Below are 17,233 nucleotides of genomic sequence, written 5' to 3' on the forward strand. Positions count from 1 at the left end.
CGGAAAAGAACTGCGCCTTCTGCTCCGGCGTATATTTCCTCCGGCCGACAGCTTCTTTCGTTAAAAACGACACGGTCGTTGCAACTCCCAAAAATTCTGGGTGTTGCAACGACCGCTAGAACCCGCCACCCTGAAGGTGGCTGCCGGGCCTTTCGCCCGTTGCCGGGTTCGGGCGCCTAGATCAGTGCATCCGAGAGGTGGTTCGGGGTGCCGAAGCGGTGGGCGGTGATGCTGATGGCCTGCTCGTGCAGGAACGGCAGCAGCTCCACGCGTCCGGCCTCGGTGACCGGGTGGGCGTAGATCGCCAGGTCCGGGCGGCCGTCGGTGGCCTCCGCCAGGGCGGTGGCGTCGCCGCCGATCAGGCGGATCCGCGCACCGGAGAGCTTGCCCGCAGCGGCGAGGCGTGCCGCCGAAGCCAGCCAGCCGGCGTCGGACTCCACCGTGACGGTGACGTCCAGACCGGTGAGCACGGAGCGCAGCTGGGCGGGAAGTTCGACGGCGGTGGACACTGTCAGTGCGGAACCGGCCAGGACACCGGCGGCCACGGTCCGCGCCAGGTGGGCGAGCGGGGCACCTTCGGAAAGCCGTACGGTGACCGGCAGCGCGCGGTAGCGGAAGATGTTCCGCTCAGCGCTCAGGCCGGAGACGTCCTTGGCCGTGCCGAACTCGTCGGCCCAGGCCTGGGCGTCGGAGGCCAGCGAGCGCTGCAGGGGCTCAAGCTCAGCCGGCTGCAATGCCCCTGCGGTCGCGTCGAGGATGCGGCGGACGGCCGCGTTGGTGACGGCGGTCGTGGCGGACGCTTCGGCGTTGACCCAGTCGCCGAGGCCGGCCAGGTAGTTGGGTCCGCCGGCCTTGGTGCCTGCGCCCACAGCGGATTTCTTCCAGCCGCCGAACGGCTGGCGCTGCACGATGGCGCCGGTGATGCCGCGGTTGACGTACAGGTTGCCGGCCTGGATGGAGTCCAGCCAGGTGCCGAGCTCGTCCGGGTTGAGCGAGTGCAGGCCTGCGGTGAGGCCGTACTCGATCTGGTTCTGGATGGCGATGGCCTCCTCCAGGGTTTCCGCCGTCATGACGCCGAGGACCGGTCCGAAGAATTCGGTGAGGTGGAAGTAGGATCCGCGGCGGACGCCGTGGCGCACGCCCGGGCTCCAGAGCCGGCCGGTCCCGTCCAGCTTGCGCGGTTCAACGGCCCAGCTTTCGCCTTCGCCGAGCGTGGTGAGGGCATTGAGGAGCTTGCCGTTGGCGGGCTCGATGATGGGGCCCATCTGGCTGGTGGGGTCCTGCGGGTAGCCCACCTTCAGGGAAGTGACGGCGTCGACCAGCTGGTTGTGGAAGCGCTTGGATTTCGCTACGGAGCCGACCAGGATCACCAGCGACGCCGCGGAGCACTTCTGCCCGGCGTGGCCGAAGGCAGAGTACGCCACGTCCTTCGCGGCCAGGTCCAGGTCCGCGCTGGGGGTGACGATGATGGCGTTCTTGCCGCTGGTCTCTGCCAGCAGGGGCAGATCCTTGCGGAAGGAACGGAACAGCTCGGCGGTTTCGTAGCCGCCGGTCAGGATGACGCGGTCCACGGCGGGGTGGGAGATCAGCTGCTGGCCGAGCTCACGCTCGCCGAGCTGCACCATGGTCAGCACGTCCTTCGGGACGCCTGCTTCCCAGAGGGCCTCGATCATCACGGCGCCGCTGCGGCGTGCCTGCTTGGCGGGCTTGATGACGACGGCGGAGCCGGCGGCGAGTGCCGCGAGGGTGGACCCGGCCGGGATGGCGACCGGGAAGTTCCATGGCGGGGTCACCACGGTGAGCTTGGCAGGCACGAACGTGGCGCCGTCGACCTTTTCCAGCTTCCGGGCGGATTCGGCGTAGTAGTGGGCAAAGTCCACGGCTTCGCTGACCTCGGGGTCTCCCTGGTCGATCGTCTTGCCGGTTTCGCTGGCCATGACCTCCAGAAGGTCGGCGCGGCGGGCCTCCAGGACGTCGCCGGCGCGGTGCAGGATTTCGGCCCGCTCGTCGCCGGAGAGTGCACCCCAGGCTTTGCCCTTTTCGACGGCGGTGGCGATGACCGTGTTGAGGGTGTCCGCGTCAGTGATGGTGGCGGCCTCGACGGCGGCGCTGCCCAGCGTGGAGGTGGCGACCCGGCCCAGGATGGCGCGGCCCCAGACGCGGTTGGCAGGCAGCGACGGGTCGGTATCCGGGGTGTCCTTGAACGAATCGTGCGGCAGGGGCTGCGGCGGGAGGCTGCGGTTCTGCTGCCGGCTGGCCGGGGGGACGGCGTCGTCGAGCCTGTCCAGGGAGGCGAGGAAGCGCTGCTTCTCGCGTTCGAAGAGGACCTCGTTCTCGCTGAGCTCAAACACGGCGGACATGAAGTTGTCCTGGCTTGCGCCTTCTTCGAGGCGGCGGATCAGGTAGGCGATGGCGACGTCGAACTCGGCCGGGTGCACCACCGGGGTGTAGAGCAGGAGCGAGCCGACGTCCTTCTTGACGGCTTCGGCCTGGCCCTGTGCCATGCCCAGCAGCATCTCGAATTCGATGCCTGCTTCCACGCCGCGCTGCTTGGCCAGGAGCCAGGCGAAGGCGATGTCGAAGAGGTTGTGGCCGGCCACGCCGATCCGGACGTTCCCGATCCGGTCCGGGTGCAGCGAGTAGTTGATGACGCGCTTGTAGTTGGTATCCGAATCCTGCTTGGTGCCCCAGGTGGCGAGCGGCCAGTCGTGCAGCGAGGATTCGACCTGTTCCATGGGCAGGTTGGCGCCCTTGACCACGCGGACCTTGATGGCGGCGCCGCCGTTGGCGCGGCGCTCTGCGGCCCAGTCCTGGAGGCGGATCATGGCCGAGAGGGCGTCCGGGAGGTAGGCCTGGAGCACGATGCCGGCTTCGAGGTTCTTGAACTCCGGCTTATCCAGGATCCTGGTGAAGACCGCGATGGTCATGTCCAGGTCCTTGTATTCCTCCATGTCCAGGTTGATGAACTTGGCCTTGCTTCCCTTGGTGGCGAAGGATGCGGCGCGGGTGAAGAGCGGGGTGAGCTTCTCGACGACGTGCTCCACCGCCTCGTCGAAGGCCCATGGCGAGTGCGGGGCCACGGTGGAGGAGACCTTGATGGACACGTAGTCCACGTCCGGGCGGGCCAGGAGGGTGTGGGTTCCTTCGAGCCGGCGGGAGGCCTCGTGCTCTCCGAGGACTGCCTCGCCGAGGAGGTTGACGTTGAGCTTGACGCCGTCCTTGCGGATCTTGGCGATGGCCGGGCCCAGCTTGGCTTCGGTGGCGTCGACGATCAGGTGGCCCACCATCTCGCGGAGCACCTTGCGGGCGATCGGGATGACCACCTGCGGCAGGACCGGGGCCATGGCACCGCCGAGCTGGACAGCGCTGCGCATGTACCAGGGCAGGAAGGCCGGGACCTTCGGCGCGAGGGCCGCGAGGTTGCGGGCGGCGACGTTCAGGTCCTCCGGGCGGACGACGCCGTCCACGAAGCCGACGGTGAAGTCCAGGCCGTTCGGATCCTTCAGGACCCCGGCGAGCTGCTCGGCCGAAGCGTCCACGGGAACCTTCGAAGCCTCCGTCAGCCAGCGGCGCACCAGCCCGATGGTTTCCGCCGCGAGGGCACGCGCCTGGGGCACGTCAACGTCAGCTGTGCGGGGCGTGGATCCGGCGTTCACACCGGGCTCCATAGCAATGTTGGTCATGGCTGCAACTCGTTCTTTCCGTGGGTTCTGAGGAGGTCTTATTCATCAGTATGAGCCTGCGATCACATAAGATAAAGCGATGTTTCCTAAGCAATACAGGTTAGAAAACCCAACGTTTTATTTCGCCGTTAAATACGCGTTGCCCTATCACCTTTGGCTCCCAAAACGCGCGTTTGGGGACCATAGGTGATAGGGCAACGGAGGCTGTATCGGGAAGGTCAGCCGACCGGGCGGTGCATCTCCACGGCTTCCTCATGGCGCGGGCTGTTCGGGTTCATCAGCGAGTGCTTCTTGCCGTAGAAGAAGTAGATGGCCAGGCCGATGACCAGCCAGACGCCGAAGCGAACCCAGGTCTCCCAGTGCAGCTGGAACATCAGGAAAGCCGAGGCAAGCACGCCGAAGGCGGGTATGAACGGCATCAGCGGCAGGCGGAAGGTGCGCGGCGCATCCGGCTTTTTGTAGCGGAAGACGATCACCGAGAAACAGACGACGACGAACGCGGCCAGGATGCCGATGTTGGTGAGGTCCGCGACTTCCTTGATGGGGAACACCCCGGCCAGCAGGGCTGAGGCGACGCCGGCGATCCAGGTCACGCGCTGCGGCGTGCCGTGGCGGTCGGTCTTGGCGAACCAGCCGGGGAGCAGGCCGTCGCGGCTCATCGAGAACCAGACGCGGGTGACGCCCAGGAGGAAGGTCAGCATCACGGTCAGGATGGAGAGGACGGCGAACACCGAGATAATGGTGGCGATGACGGGCAGTCCCACGCCGGTGAATGCAGAGGCGAATCCGGCCTTCGGGTCGATGTCCTTGTAGTTCTGCATCCCGGTGAGCACCAACGTGGCCGCCACGTACAGCAGCATGGCAATGATCAGGGACAGGATGATGGCCTTGGGCATGTGCTTCTTGCCGTCCTTGGCCTCCTCGGCCGCGGTACTCATGGCGTCGTAGCCGAACACAGCGAAGAATACGGTGGCGGAGCCCGCCAGGACCGGGCCGAAGCCGCTGGGCATAAACGGGTTGTAGTTGTTGGTGTCGATGTAGAAGATGCCCAGGCCGATGATGAAGAGGATCAGGATGACCTTGATGGCAACGGCCACAAGTTCAAACCGGCCGAAAGCCTTGGTGCCACGGGAAAGGATCCACGTCACAAGGAGGCAGACCATGATCGCGGGGATGTTCACGATGCCGCCCTTGCCTTCGTCGGGCGTGGAGGTCATCCAGATGGGCATGTGGATACCGATGCCGGACAGGAACGCATCGAAGTAGCCCGAAATACCGATGGCCACCACGGCCACAATGGCGATGTATTCCAGGAGCAGGTCCCAGCCGATGAACCAGCCAATCACTTCACCCAGAGCCACGTAGCCGTAGGTGTAGGCCGAGCCGGCGCGGGGAATCATGCCGGCGAACTCGGCGTAGGACAGGGCTGCCGCGGCGGAGGCCAGGCCTGCGATAAGGAACGAGAACAGCACCGCGGGCCCTACGCCCGGAGTGCCCTCACTGCCCGCAGCCACCAGGCCCGCGAGGGAGAAAATGCCGACGCCGATAATGCCGCCGACGCCGATGGCGGTCAACTGCCAGAGTCCGAGGGATTTGAAGAGCCCGCTGTGCTTGTTTTCTTCCTCTATGTCGTCGATGGGCTTGCGCCTCATGATCGACTGGGACAGATCTCTAGTGCTCATCGGAACTCCCTGCTTGGGTGGGGCCCATCTGCGGCGCCCTGCGTTGGCCTGTGACGGGGATTACTTATCCCCAACAGTATGCAAGCGCGGTTGCATTAGATAAAGTGAATACTTCTTACCAATATTCATTAGATTCATCAAGGAATGTGGCTATGCTCGATGTGCGCCGCCTCAGGCTGCTCCGCGAACTGAAGATCCGGGGCACGCTGGCCGAGGTGGCCGAGGCGCTTCAGTACAGCCCGTCGTCGGTCTCCCAGCAGCTGGCCCTGCTGGAAAAGGAGGCCGGGGTCGAGCTCCTCCGGAAGACCGGGCGCCGGGTACAGCTGACGCCGCAGGCAGAAGTCCTCGTGGCCCACACCGCCCAGCTGCTCGAAACACTGGAGCAGGCTGAGGCGGACCTGGCCGCCTCGCTGACCACCGTCACCGGCACCGTCCGCATTGCCGTCTTCCAGTCGGCGGCCCTGGCGCTGATGCCCGAGACCCTGACAAGAATGACCACGGCGTACCCCGAGGTCCGGATCGAAATGATCCAGCGCGAGCCCGAAACCGCCCTGCACGAGACGTGGGCCCGGGACTTCGACCTGGTGATTGCCGAGCAGTATCCGGGACACGCCGCCCCGCGCTACCCGGAGCTGGACCGCATCAAGCTCACCACCGACGCGATCCGGCTCGCGGTCCCGCCGGCATCCCCGGACCGGCCCCGCATCACCTCCATCGAGGACACTGCCGGGCTCGCGTGGGTGATGGAGCCGCGCGGTGCCGCCTCCCGGCACTGGGCAGAACAGGCCTGCCGGAGTGCCGGCTTCGAGCCGGACGTCCGCTTTGAGACGGCCGACCTGCAGGCCCAGATCCGGCTCATCGAGTCAGGTAACGCGGTGGCCCTCATGCCGGACCTCGTCTGGACCGGCCGCAGCACCACGGCCCAACTGCTGGACCTGCCGGGCAACCCGCACCGGACCATCTTCACCTCCGTGCGCCGCTCCAGCGCGAAGCGGCCGGCCATCCTCGCCGCCCGCGAGACGCTCGCCATCACCGCGGAATCGGTGCGGAATCCCGACGGCGGCTAAGGGCTTCAGCGCGTATTCCCGCCACGCGCGGCGCCTCCATGACGCCCCGTGCGCCTGTGTTTCCTGCGTCACTGCGGGATCCGGACCCCGACGCTAGACTGATCTGGTTATGAATCGCACAATGTTCAAGTCCAAAATCCACCGGGCCACCGTCACGCACGCTGACCTGCACTACGTTGGTTCGGTCACCGTCGACCTGGACCTGCTGGACGCTGCCGACATCCTGCCCGGCGAGCTTGTTGCCATTGTGGACGTCACCAACGGCGCCCGCCTGGAGACCTATACCATCGCCGGCGAGCGCGGTTCAGGGGTCATCGGCATCAACGGGGCAGCGGCGCACCTAATGCACGAGAACGACATCGTCATCCTGATCACCTACGCCCAGATGACCACGGATGAGGCCAACGCCTACGCGCCGAAGGTTGTCCACGTGGATCAGGACAACAAAATCGTCCAGATCGGAAACGATCCTGCGGAGGGCCACACCCCGGGACTGATGCGCCCCCCTTTCGCCCTTAACAACGCCGTCCTCTAACCAGGAGCGTGAGTTCTGGCCCTGACTGGCGCTGCGCCTTAGGAGACCATCCTTGTTAGGCGTGCTCGCAGGCTTTTTTGTTGTCTGGTGCATCATCCTGGTGGGCTGGTTTGTGGGCCGGCGGAAGATCCTGGGCGAGAACGCGCGCCAGGTCCTCAGCGGCCTGACATTCTTTGTGGCCAGCCCCGCGCTGCTCTTCGAAACCCTCAGCAAGGCACGGCTGCAGGAAGTCTTCGCGGAGCCGCTGCTGGTAACGGCCGTGGCAGCGATCGCCACCGCCGCGATCTTTTTTGCCATCGCCAAGTTCCTGCTCAAGCGTGCGCTGCCGGAAGCGCTGATGTCGTCCATGGCCGCGTCGCTGGCGAACTCCGCCAACCTGGGCATCCCGATCGCCGTCTACGTCCTCGGCGACGCCAGCTATGTCGCTCCGCTGCTGATCTTCCAGCTGGCCTTCTTCACGCCGCTGTTCCTGATGATCCTGGATTCAAGCACGAGCTCCCACCGCACTACACCGCTGCGCTTTGTGCTGATGATCCTGCGGAATCCGATGATTGTGGGCTCCGGGCTGGGCCTGCTGGTGGCCGGGACGGGATTTCAGGTTCCCGCACTGGTCATGGAGCCGATCCACCTGATCGGCGGCGCCGCAATCCCTGCCATGCTGATCGCCTTCGGTATGAGCCTGAACGGCAGCCGGCCGCTGCAGGCGTCGGCGGGACGCCGGGTGGACACGCTCCTGGCGAGCGCCTTCAAGCTGGTCATCCAGCCGGCCCTCGCCTACGTTTTCGCACGCTTTGCGCTGGGGATGGAAGGACATGCGCTCTTCGCCGTCGTGGTGACGTCCGCGCTCCCCACCGCACAGAATGTCTTTGTGGCCGCCAGCCGGTACAAGACCGGCCTGACCGTCGCCAAGGACACCGTGCTGCTGACCACGGTGGTGGCCGTGCCCGCCATGATCGGCGTGGCGCTGCTGCTCGCCTGACCCGAACCTGAGGAGGAACAGATGGGAACAACCCTGGACACCGTGGTGATCGGCGGCGGAGCCATGGGCTCGGCCGCCGCCTGGGCCCTGGCACGCCGCGGCCGGCAGGTCACGCTGCTGGAGCAGTTCGGGCCAGGACACCGCATCGGGGCGTCCCACGGCACCACCCGCAACCTGAACCCGGGCTACCACCGGCCGGAATATGTGGCCATGCTGGCCGAAGGACTGGCGCTCTGGGACGAGCTGGAGCAGGACAGCGGCGAACAGCTCCTCACCCGCACCGGCATCGTCAACCACGGCCCCGATCCGCGCCTCCCCCAGGTGCAGGCCGCGCTCACCGAGGCAGGCATCCGGGCGGAGTCCCTCAGCCCGGACGAGGCCGCCCAACGCTGGCGCGGCATTCGGTTCGACCAGCAGGTCCTGCACATGCCCGACGGCGGCCAGCTGAACCCCGAGGCGGCGCTCCCCGCCTTCCAGCGGCTCGCCACAGCCCGGGGCGCCGAGATCAGGCACCACACCAAAGTGGTGGAGCTGGAAATCATGGACGACGGCGTCCGGCTCACCCTGGAGGCCGACGGACCCGGCGCGTCAGGCGGCTACGAGGTGGTCACCGCCGCCCAGGCAGTGGTGACGGCGGGCGGCTGGACGGAGAAACTGCTGGCCGGTGCGGCCGGACCCGGAAAGCTCCGGATTCCCCGGCTCAGGGTCACCCAGGAACAGCCGGCCCACTTCCGCGTCGCCGACGACGGCGCGATGTGGCCGGGATTCAACCACACGCCGGGAACCAGCCCGGCCTACGGGAACTGGTACTCGCCGGTCTACGGCATGCAGACGCCGGGGGAAGGCATCAAGGCCGGCTGGCACGGCGTCGGTCCGGAGGTGGACCCGGACAATCGGTCCTTCCTGCCCGAACCCGTCCAGCTCGCAGCCCTGCAGGACTACGCGCGGGCCTGGCTGCCGGGGGTGGACGCCGATTCGCTCGAGGCCATCAGCTGCACGTACACCACCACACCGGACGAGGACTTCGTCCTTGATCGGGTCGGCCCCGTGGTCATCGGCGCCGGGTTTTCCGGGCACGGCTTCAAGTTCACGCCCGTGGTGGGCCGTATCCTCGCGGACCTGGCCACTGGCACGCGGCCGGCGCCGCAGATCTTCTCCGCCGCCCGCTAGCAGCCCGCTGAAGCCCTCACCCCGCTCCCCATCAGCGCGTTAAGGCACGCGGGCCCCGGGCTGGTGCTGGTCCAGCAGCCGGGCGCAGCGGATGAAGCCCAGGTGGGAGTAGGCCTGCGGGTGGTTGCCCAGGTGCGTCTCGGTGCCGGGATCGTACTCTTCGGGCAGCAGTCCGGTGGGCCCGAAGAGGTTCACCAGCTGGTCGAACAGGTCCCAGGCCTCCTCGATCCTGCCCACCGCCACGTATGCCTCAATGAGCCAGGTGGTGCAGATGTGGAAGCCGCCCTCCAGACCCGGCAGGCCGTCGTCGTACCTGTACCGGAAGACGGTGGGCCCCACCCGGAGCTCGCGTTCCACTGCCGTGACGGTGTCCAGGAAGCGCTGGTCGCGGACGTCCAGCATGCCGGAGAGGCCGATGTGCAGGACGGCGGCGTCGAGGTCCGGGCTGTCATAGGCCACGGTGTAGGACTGCGCGGAGTCGTCCCATCCTTCACGCAGCACCTCCTCCCGGATGGCGTGTGCCGTGGGTTCCCAGGCGGGTTCCGGCGCCCTGCCGTGCCGGGCGGCCGTGCGGAGGGCCCGGTCCAGCGTCACCCAGCACATCACCTTGGTGTAGACGTGGTGGCGCGGCGGCCGGCGGGCTTCCCAGATGCCATGGTCGGGCTCGTGCCAGCGGGCCAGCACCGCCGAGGCCATCTGCACCATCAGCTCCCAGTGCTCGTCCGCAAGCTCCCCGTCCCGTTCACTCAGGGCGTGGATGAGTTCGGCGATCGGGCCGAAGACGTCCAGCTGGACCTGGTGGTCCGCGGCGTTTCCGATCCGGACGGGCCGGGAACCTGCGTACCCCGGCAGGCTGTCGATGACGGCCTCCGTGGACAGCGGGGCGCCGGTGACGGAGTACAGCGGGTGCAGCCATTCCGGGCCGGGCGCGTGCTCAAGGATCCGGCCGAGCCAGCTCAGGAACCCGGCCGCCTCCGACGTGGAGCCCAGGTCCACCAGGGCGTTCACGGTCATGGAGCCGTCCCGCAGCCAGCAGTACCGGTAGTCCCAGTTCCTTGTTCCGCCGATTCCTTCGGGCAGGGAGGTGGTGGGCGCGGCCAGCACTGCCCCGGTGGGTTCATGCACCAGCGCCCGGAGCACCAGCGCTGAACGGCGGACCAGTGACGGCTTCACTGAGGGAAGTTCCAGTTCCTGAACCCAGCGGCGGGAGTGGAGGGCCACCCTGCCCCGCCGGTCATTCTCATCGCCCGGGTCCTCGGCCGCAGGTTCAGTGTCGCCGCAGCGCAGGTTCAGGACCACCGGCCCGTCCTGCAGGTTCACCGACGCGGTGGCGGTGGCGTGCCGGCCGTCGGAGGTGATGCTGAAGCTGACGCCGGGGGCATAGAGGAAGATGGGATCGGACGTGCCCACCACGTGCAGCTCGTCGCCGCGGGCCTCCATGCTGAACGGCGCATTGGCATAGTCCGGCCGCGGCGCGAAGACGATCTTGGCGCCGCCGGTGCCGGACAGCACCCGGACCATGCTGGTGATGCCCTCCGGTGCCGGCTCCAGGTAGTCCGTGACGGTCACATCCGCCCACCGGGTCTCCACGATCATGGTGCTGTCCACATAGCGCTGGCCCAGGACCTGCGAGGTTTTGACGGGTTCCACGGAAAAATGCCCTGCGGCGTCCCCGCCCAGGATGTGCGCGAACAGGGATCCCGAGTCCGGCAGCGGGTGGCTCATCCAGCAGATTTTGGCATCGGGGGTGACCAGGGCAGTGGAGGATCCGTTGCCGATCATCGAATGCCGCTCCAGGCCTACGGCGTCCTCGCCGAAGAGCCAGGCCCGGCGCAGCTCGAAGAGAATGGCCAGGACACGGGCAAACGATTCCGGGTCGCGGAGCCGGTGGGCCGCCCGGGTCTCCCCCGGGCCCACGCGCAGCCCCATGTCCGGGCCGCGAAGGGTGGCGATGGCCAGTTCGTCGCTGTAGGCGTCGCCCGCATACAACGCCGCACTGGCGCTGAGCCGGGACCTGAGGTTTTCCAGGGCGTCCGCCTTGGACGGTTCCACGATGGAAAGGTCGAGAACCGACCCGTCGACGATGAAGAACAGCCCGTGTGCCTTGGCGATCTCCCGCGCCGTTTCGATTACGGCCTGTACAACGTCCGGCGATGCGGGCCGGGTATGCACGGAGACCGCCACGGGCTTGCGTTCGATCCAGATGCCTTTCTGGAATCCCACCGCCTCGGACAGGGCGGTGCTGACCTTCTGGAGGGTGGCTTCGGTGGCCAGGGTCTGGACGTGCGCGAAGCCCATGTCCGACTCCGCACCGTGCGATCCGATCAGGTGCACTTCCGCCGGCAGCCGGGACACCGCGGCGAGGTCGCGCAGCGAACGCCCTGAGATCACGGCAGCGTGTGTGTTGGGCAGGGCGGCCAGGGCCCGGAGCGCGATCGCGGCGCTGCCCAGCGGCAGGGTTTCGGTGGAGATGCCCTCTGCGTCGCAGAGAGTGCCGCCGTAGTTGCAGGCCACCAGCAGCCCGGGCACACGGGCCAGGACCTTGAGTTCCGCCAGCAGGTTGGGGGTGAAGCCTTCGTCCGCGCCATCCGACTGCACAAACGTCCGGAGCAGGCCCAGCGGAAGCGACCTGGTCAGCAGCGCAGAATCCGCCACGCTCTGGTTCAACGGAGTAGGCATGTGTAACCCCTTTAGAGCAGAGCCCGGCCCGGAAAGGCAGCCGCTGGATTACCTGGCGGACTTCCGGGTGGTGCCCCTCCCCGGAACTCCATGCGGAGTTCCGGAGGGGGCAATTGTCATTCTCCGCCCGTGTGGTTTCCCCCGAAAGTCCCCCTGATTGCAGCTGTGTAAAAGTCGCGGCTGCGGCTGACGGTCCAGCCGTCACGCGGCGCACCTTTTTGGACCACGACGGCGGTTCCTCCCGCGTGATTCCGGGGAACCCGCCGTCGTGCTTGCCAAAAACCGTGCCCGGCGTGACGCCGGCCAGCCGGTCCGTCCGGCGGTCAGCCGGCCGTCAGCGTCACCAATGTGAAGCCGCCCGGGGCTATCGTGACGCGTCCGGACGTGGTGCCGGCGGTGTCCCTGGAGCCCTTGACCGGCTGGCCGGTGGAATCGTACTGGCGCTGGACCCGCACAAAGCCTTCCGGCACAGTCAGCTCCTGGACCGTGATGGCCTTGGCCGCGCTGACGTACAGCGTGGTGTCGCCGCCGGAGCCGGAGACGGACACCGTGGAAATCAGCGGCTGGACCAGCAGTGCGTCCAATGCCGCCTGCCCGTCGGTGCGGGCGGTGACCGAGGTCAGTCCGGCGGCGAGGGCGCGCTGCAGCGTGAACGGGAAGAGGATGCCGGGCGCGTCGGTGATGCCCTGCGCTCCCGCCCCGCCGTTGGCTGTGGTTCCCAGCGGGCCCTTGGCCGAGGTCCAGGTGGTGGTGCCGGACGGCGCGATCCCCTGGTTCACGATGGGGAAGATGTTGCTGGGCTGGTCCGCTGCGGGCAGCGGGATGGAAAGGCTGCCGCCAGCGCCCAGGTCCACGTAGGCGCCGCCGGAGATGTTCGCTTCCCCGGTCCAGGACGACGGCGGCCGCACCACGGTGCCGTTGCCCGTGAGGGTGCCTGCTTCGGCTTCCACGACGCTGAGTCCGTTGGTCCCTTCGGTCACGCTGATGCCCAAGGCCTTGGCCCGGAGTTCCGGGTTGGAGTCGAGGGCCAGCATGGTGAGCAGCGCGTGGATGGTGGATTCGGCGCCGGAGTTGGGGTTGATCCGGCCGTCCGTTTCGATCCCGTCGATGGCGGTGCCGGTGGCCGGGTTGTAGGCGGGCGCGCCGTTGGGGTTGGCGCCGAAGAACCAGCCGGCAGCAATGGCAGCAACATCGAGAAGTCCCGGGGCGTGAGCGGCTTCCGCCGTCGCCACCAGGCTCTGGACGCGGGAGTCCACGCCATAGGCAATCTGCGCCTCACCGGGAGCGGGGCTCCAGGCGTTGTCCGGTCCGCCCGCTGCGAGCAGCTGCGGGGTGAACTGGGCGGTGTCCTTAACTGCTGCCGTTAGCAGGTCCGGCCGGTCCAGGACGGTGGACGCGGTGGCGACGGCGGCCGGGGCCATGCCGCCCCACGCATGCCAGAGGCTCTGGGACTTGTTCCACGGCATGATCGCACCAAACGGCCATTGCGTGGCCGAGTCGGAAGACATCGCGGCCACGCCCTCGCTTAGCTGCGACAGCGCGGTGGTGGCCACGGCGTCGGACGGAACCGTCTCCACATACGCGGCCAGGCCCAGCACGGCCTCGGCGGAGGCATCCGCGCCGCCGGCGATGAGCCAGGCCGGAACCTGGACCCCGTCGGCAACATCGAACGTGCCGTACTTGGCCAGGGACTGCCGGTTCAGGGCAGCCAGGGAAAGGTGCAGCCTGTCCTGCAGGAAGGCGGCAAACTCAGGATCGGACTCGGCGAACCCTGCGAAGCCCTCACCCAGGGCCCACACGGTGCGGGCCAGCCAATAGGATTCCGCGGAATCGGAGGGATCCGGCAGTTCCACCGGGATGGCGCTGGGGTTCAGGCTGCCGTCCGTCTGCTGCCAGAGGACCACGTTGCCGGCATTGGGGCCGTCCACCGTCTGGAGGTAGGTGAGCGCACGAAGGTTCTGGAAGGCGTGCTCCTTGCTCGCCGGGTCCCCTGTCTGCTTCCAGTGCCGGAGGTACACCACGGCGGTGCGGGCAATGTCATCCGCGTTGTAGGCGCCTTGGGTCCAATCGCCGGTGGCCGGGTCAAGGTTTCCGCCGCCAACCCGGTCATAGCTGCCGTCGTCGTTCCTGTCGGCGTAGGTCCACGGCGCCTCGGCCGCGGGGTCCTGCTCCAGCTGGTAGGTGGTGTGCCCGGGCACCGGAGCCAGCGGAACGGTGTCCAGCAGGAAGTCCAGGTGGTCCAGGTTGGTCAGGCTGCCGCCGCCGGCCAGCACAGGTGCCAAACCAGGTGCCTGCGGTGCGGTGAGTGCAGGGACGGACGACGGCGGCGCGGCGGGTGCCGCTGTGGCGGCACCGGCCTGCAGCGAGACAGCCAGCATGGAAACGGCCACCGCTGCCACCACCGGCCGCGTTGCTTTCGGTGAATGCGTCACCGGGCTCAGACCCGGTCCAGTTTGGCGACGCCGATTTTGGAGTCCGCCATGCCGTAGAAGACAAACAGCTGGTCGCCGATTTTTTCGATCGCGGTGGGGAACACCACGTTCGGCACGATGCCGGAGATTTCGTCCTCGGTTTCCGGTGCCAACAAAGGCTTGTCGCTGCGGGCGATGACCTTGCACGGATCGTTGGCGTCCAGGATCATCGCCGCCGCGGTGTAGTTGACGTTCTGCTGCTGCTCGAACGCGGACGCGGCCATCTTTCCGGCCACGCCGTGGTGGATCAGGAGCCAGCCTTCGTCCACGCGGATGGGGGGCGGGCCGCCGCCGATTTTCAGTTCCTCGAAAGGGAACTCGCTGAGGGCGACGAGGCGGTGCTTGCCCATGTGGACCAGGTTGCGGAGGTCGCGCTCGACGTCGGCCACGGCCACGTAGGAGATCCAGATGCCGGGCCGGTTGTCCGTGACTCCCGCGGGCAGGTGCTCGCCTTCGCCGGGGCGGATCCAGCCAAGGTCCCACATGGGGCGGTGCAGCATGGCGTAGGAGGGCACGCCGTCGGGGTCGTTCACCGGTTCCGGGAAGAACACCGCATCCTTGTTCGGGAACAGGTTCAGGTCCATGGAGAGATCGGCCTGGTACTCAAAGAAGCACGGGCCAAGGCGTTCCCAGTTCCGGAGGTCCTCGGAGTGCGCGAAGGCGAGGCGGGGACCCAGGGGCCCGTACGCCACGTACGTCATCAGGTGCTTGCCAAGGGCGGGCACCCAGGTGGTGCGCGGATCCTCGGTGCCGGCGTTGTTCAGGCCGCGTTCCCAGCCCTCGTCCGGGGCCAGGACCACGCCTTCGCGTTCCACACCGGTGGGGACGCCGTCGTCGTTGATGATCACCTTGGCGAGCCCCACGCGGGAGACGTTGCCCGTGGCCACGAGCCGCGGCAGCAGGTACAGCTCGCCGTCCGGGCCGCGGCCGCTGGCGGGGTTGAGGACGCCCTCGGCCTCGAAGTCGTTGCCGGGCTCGGGGGTCATGACGACGCCCGCGCGGGTGAGGGTGTAGGGGACAGTGGGCAGTGCTGGAGTCTGGGGGGAAGTCATAGATTAGCCCTTTACGCTGGAACCGATATTGGTCGAGATGAACTGTCGCTGGAAAAAGATGAAGAGTGCGACGGCGGGTGCCGCCAGGACGCAGGCACCGGCAAGGATGGCGCCAAACGGGTTGCCGGCCTGGCCGGCGATGTTGGAGATGAAGTTGGCCAGGGAAACTGCGAGCGGCTGGATGGACTGCTCCTTGGTGACCAGGAACGGCCACAGGAATTCGTTCCACGGGCCGATGAAGGTCAGCAGCACGGCTGTGACAATCGCGGGCCTGACCAACGGGATGGCGATCTGCCACAGGATCCGCAACTCCGAGGCGCCGTCGATCCGGGCCGCCTCAAACAGGGTTGAGGGCAACTGGAGGAAGTACTGGCGGAACACAAACACGGCAGTGGAGTTGATGGCGAACGGCAGGATCATACCCAGGTAGCTGTCCGCCAGGCCGTAATCGCGGACGATCATGACATAAAGCGGGATAAGCAGCAGCTGGAACGGGATCATCTGGACCAGAAGCATCATGCCGAACACCACGCCGCGCCCCCGGAACTGCATCTGTGCCAGGGCATAGCCCACCAGCAGCCCGAAAATTACGGTGAAGAGGATGACACCCCCGGTGAAGATGCCCGAATTGAGCAGGCCGCGGAACAGGTTGATGGACTCGTTGATCTGCACATAGTTCGCGCCGGTGATGTTGGCCGGATTGGGAAACGCGCCGAAAATCGACGTGTCCGGAGCAGTCTGCAGCGAACCGATGAGCATGTAGTAGAAGGGGAAGAGGAAAACGAAGGCGCCCAGGGCCAGCAGGATGAAGCTGCCCACTCCCAGGTTGCGGCGCTTTTCGACGCCGGAGTCGGGACGCAGGACAGGTTCCGGCAGCTCCGGTTGCTGGCCGGCGTCGTCGTCGTTTTTGGCGTTTTGTGCGTTGGTGACGGACATGTCAGTCCTCCTTCCCGCCCACAAGGCGTTTCTGGATCAGGGCGATCAGCAGCACGCCGATCACCAGCACCACGCCGAGCGCGGCCGCAACATCGGGGTTCCCCTGCAGGAGCCCCCGCTGGTACATGATGAACACCGGAGAGGCCGATGCCCCGTCCGGGCCGCCGCCGCCGGTCAGCAGGTACGGCTCGGTGAAGAGGTTCGCTCCGGTAATCGTGGCCAGAAGTGTCACAAGGACACTCGCCGGCCGGACGCCGGGAACGGTGATGTTCCAGAACTGGACCCACTTGTTGCCGCCGTCCACGGACGCGGATTCGTACAGTTCATCGGGGATGTTCTGCAGGGCCGCCAGGTAGAGCAGGATGAAGAACCCCAACTGCTTCCAGGTCACGTACAGCGCCACGGTGGGCATGGCCAGCCACGAATTGACCAGCCACGACGGTCCGGGAGCCAGCGGTCCGAGCAGGGTGTTGACCAGCCCGTTTTGCTGGAAGAGGAACAGCCACACCCCAACGACGGCGACGCTCGCCGTCACGTAGGGAACGTAATAGCTGAGCCGGAAGAACGTCTTGAGCCGGGTGACCCGGTTCAAGGCGTTGGCCAGCAGAAGGGACAGGCCCACGGTGAGCGGGACGTTGATGATGAGGAAGACACCGATGTTCAGGAAGGACCGCTGGACGGCGGGGTCGGAGAGGACGGTGATGTAGTTGTCGAACCCCACAAACGGCCGGTCCACTTTGACCCGAGGGGCGGTGAAGAAGAAGTCGTGGAAGGAAATGTAGACGGCGTACCCGAGCGGAAACGCCAGGACAGCCAGTACGTAGATGACGTAGGGGGCGCTGAACAGCAGGCCCAGCGGCTGGGGACCCAGGAAACCTTTACGCTTCCTGGGCACCAGCCGCTGGTCCGCCGTCCCGCCAACCGGTTTCCCCGTGACGGGGCTCCCACTAGAAGAGCGGAGTGACATTGGGGGTCACCG

11 protein-coding genes are annotated in these 17,233 nt (G+C 67.0%); 4 read left to right on the forward strand and 7 right to left on the reverse strand.

Annotation, left to right across the window (positions count from 1 at the left end):
* Positions 1–176: 176 nt before the first annotated feature.
* Both EYS21_RS21830 and EYS21_RS21835 read right to left on the reverse strand, forming a co-directional pair.
* Positions 177–3,683, reverse strand: a complete 3,507-nt coding sequence (locus tag EYS21_RS21830; RefSeq protein ID WP_207307855.1) for a bifunctional proline dehydrogenase/L-glutamate gamma-semialdehyde dehydrogenase — start codon at positions 3,681–3,683, stop codon at positions 177–179.
* 218 nt (positions 3,684–3,901) lie between these two features.
* Positions 3,902–5,365, reverse strand: coding sequence for an amino acid permease (locus EYS21_RS21835; RefSeq protein WP_131135347.1), 1,464 nt, complete (start codon positions 5,363–5,365; stop codon positions 3,902–3,904).
* A 152-nt stretch (positions 5,366–5,517) separates the two neighbouring features.
* Between EYS21_RS21835 and EYS21_RS21840 the strand changes: the two genes are divergently transcribed.
* The 4 genes from EYS21_RS21840 (at position 5,518) to EYS21_RS21855 (ending at position 9,116) form a co-directional block, all read left to right on the forward strand.
* Positions 5,518–6,432, forward strand: coding sequence for a LysR substrate-binding domain-containing protein (locus EYS21_RS21840; protein ID WP_131135348.1), 915 nt, complete (start codon positions 5,518–5,520; stop codon positions 6,430–6,432).
* A gap of 109 nt (positions 6,433–6,541) precedes the next feature.
* Positions 6,542–6,967 carry an aspartate 1-decarboxylase gene (gene panD, locus EYS21_RS21845; RefSeq protein ID WP_207307856.1) on the forward strand — a complete coding sequence of 142 codons (426 nt, stop codon included), beginning with the start codon at positions 6,542–6,544 and terminating at the stop codon, positions 6,965–6,967.
* Between the two features lie 52 nt (positions 6,968–7,019).
* Positions 7,020–7,946, forward strand: a complete 927-nt coding sequence (locus EYS21_RS21850) for an AEC family transporter (RefSeq protein ID WP_131135349.1) — start codon at positions 7,020–7,022, stop codon at positions 7,944–7,946.
* Positions 7,947–7,967: 21 nt separating this feature from the next.
* Positions 7,968–9,116, forward strand: a complete 1,149-nt coding sequence (locus EYS21_RS21855) for an FAD-dependent oxidoreductase (protein WP_131135350.1) — start codon at positions 7,968–7,970, stop codon at positions 9,114–9,116.
* Between the two features lie 39 nt (positions 9,117–9,155).
* Here EYS21_RS21855 and EYS21_RS21860 read toward each other — a convergent pair whose 3' ends face one another.
* The 5 genes from EYS21_RS21860 to EYS21_RS21880 all read right to left on the reverse strand — a co-directional run bounded on the left by EYS21_RS21860 (position 9,156) and on the right by EYS21_RS21880 (position 17,221).
* Positions 9,156–11,795: a trehalase-like domain-containing protein gene (locus EYS21_RS21860; RefSeq protein WP_131135351.1), complete on the reverse strand. Its 2,640-nt coding sequence runs from the start codon at positions 11,793–11,795 to the stop codon at positions 9,156–9,158.
* Positions 11,796–12,118: 323 nt separating this feature from the next.
* Positions 12,119–14,227, reverse strand: coding sequence for a hypothetical protein (locus EYS21_RS21865; RefSeq protein WP_242633560.1), 2,109 nt, complete (start codon positions 14,225–14,227; stop codon positions 12,119–12,121).
* A gap of 5 nt (positions 14,228–14,232) precedes the next feature.
* Positions 14,233–15,318 carry a glycosidase gene (locus EYS21_RS21870; RefSeq protein WP_131135352.1) on the reverse strand — a complete coding sequence of 362 codons (1,086 nt, stop codon included), beginning with the start codon at positions 15,316–15,318 and terminating at the stop codon, positions 14,233–14,235.
* A gap of 3 nt (positions 15,319–15,321) precedes the next feature.
* Positions 15,322–16,077: a carbohydrate ABC transporter permease gene (locus EYS21_RS21875; protein ID WP_242633562.1), complete on the reverse strand. Its 756-nt coding sequence runs from the start codon at positions 16,075–16,077 to the stop codon at positions 15,322–15,324.
* A 178-nt stretch (positions 16,078–16,255) separates the two neighbouring features.
* Positions 16,256–17,221: a sugar ABC transporter permease gene (locus tag EYS21_RS21880; RefSeq protein WP_131135354.1), complete on the reverse strand. Its 966-nt coding sequence runs from the start codon at positions 17,219–17,221 to the stop codon at positions 16,256–16,258.
* Positions 17,222–17,233: the final 12 nt, after the last annotated feature.

The organism is Arthrobacter sp. S39, from assembly GCF_004320525.1.
In the GTDB taxonomy this organism is placed as follows: domain Bacteria; phylum Actinomycetota; class Actinomycetes; order Actinomycetales; family Micrococcaceae; genus Arthrobacter.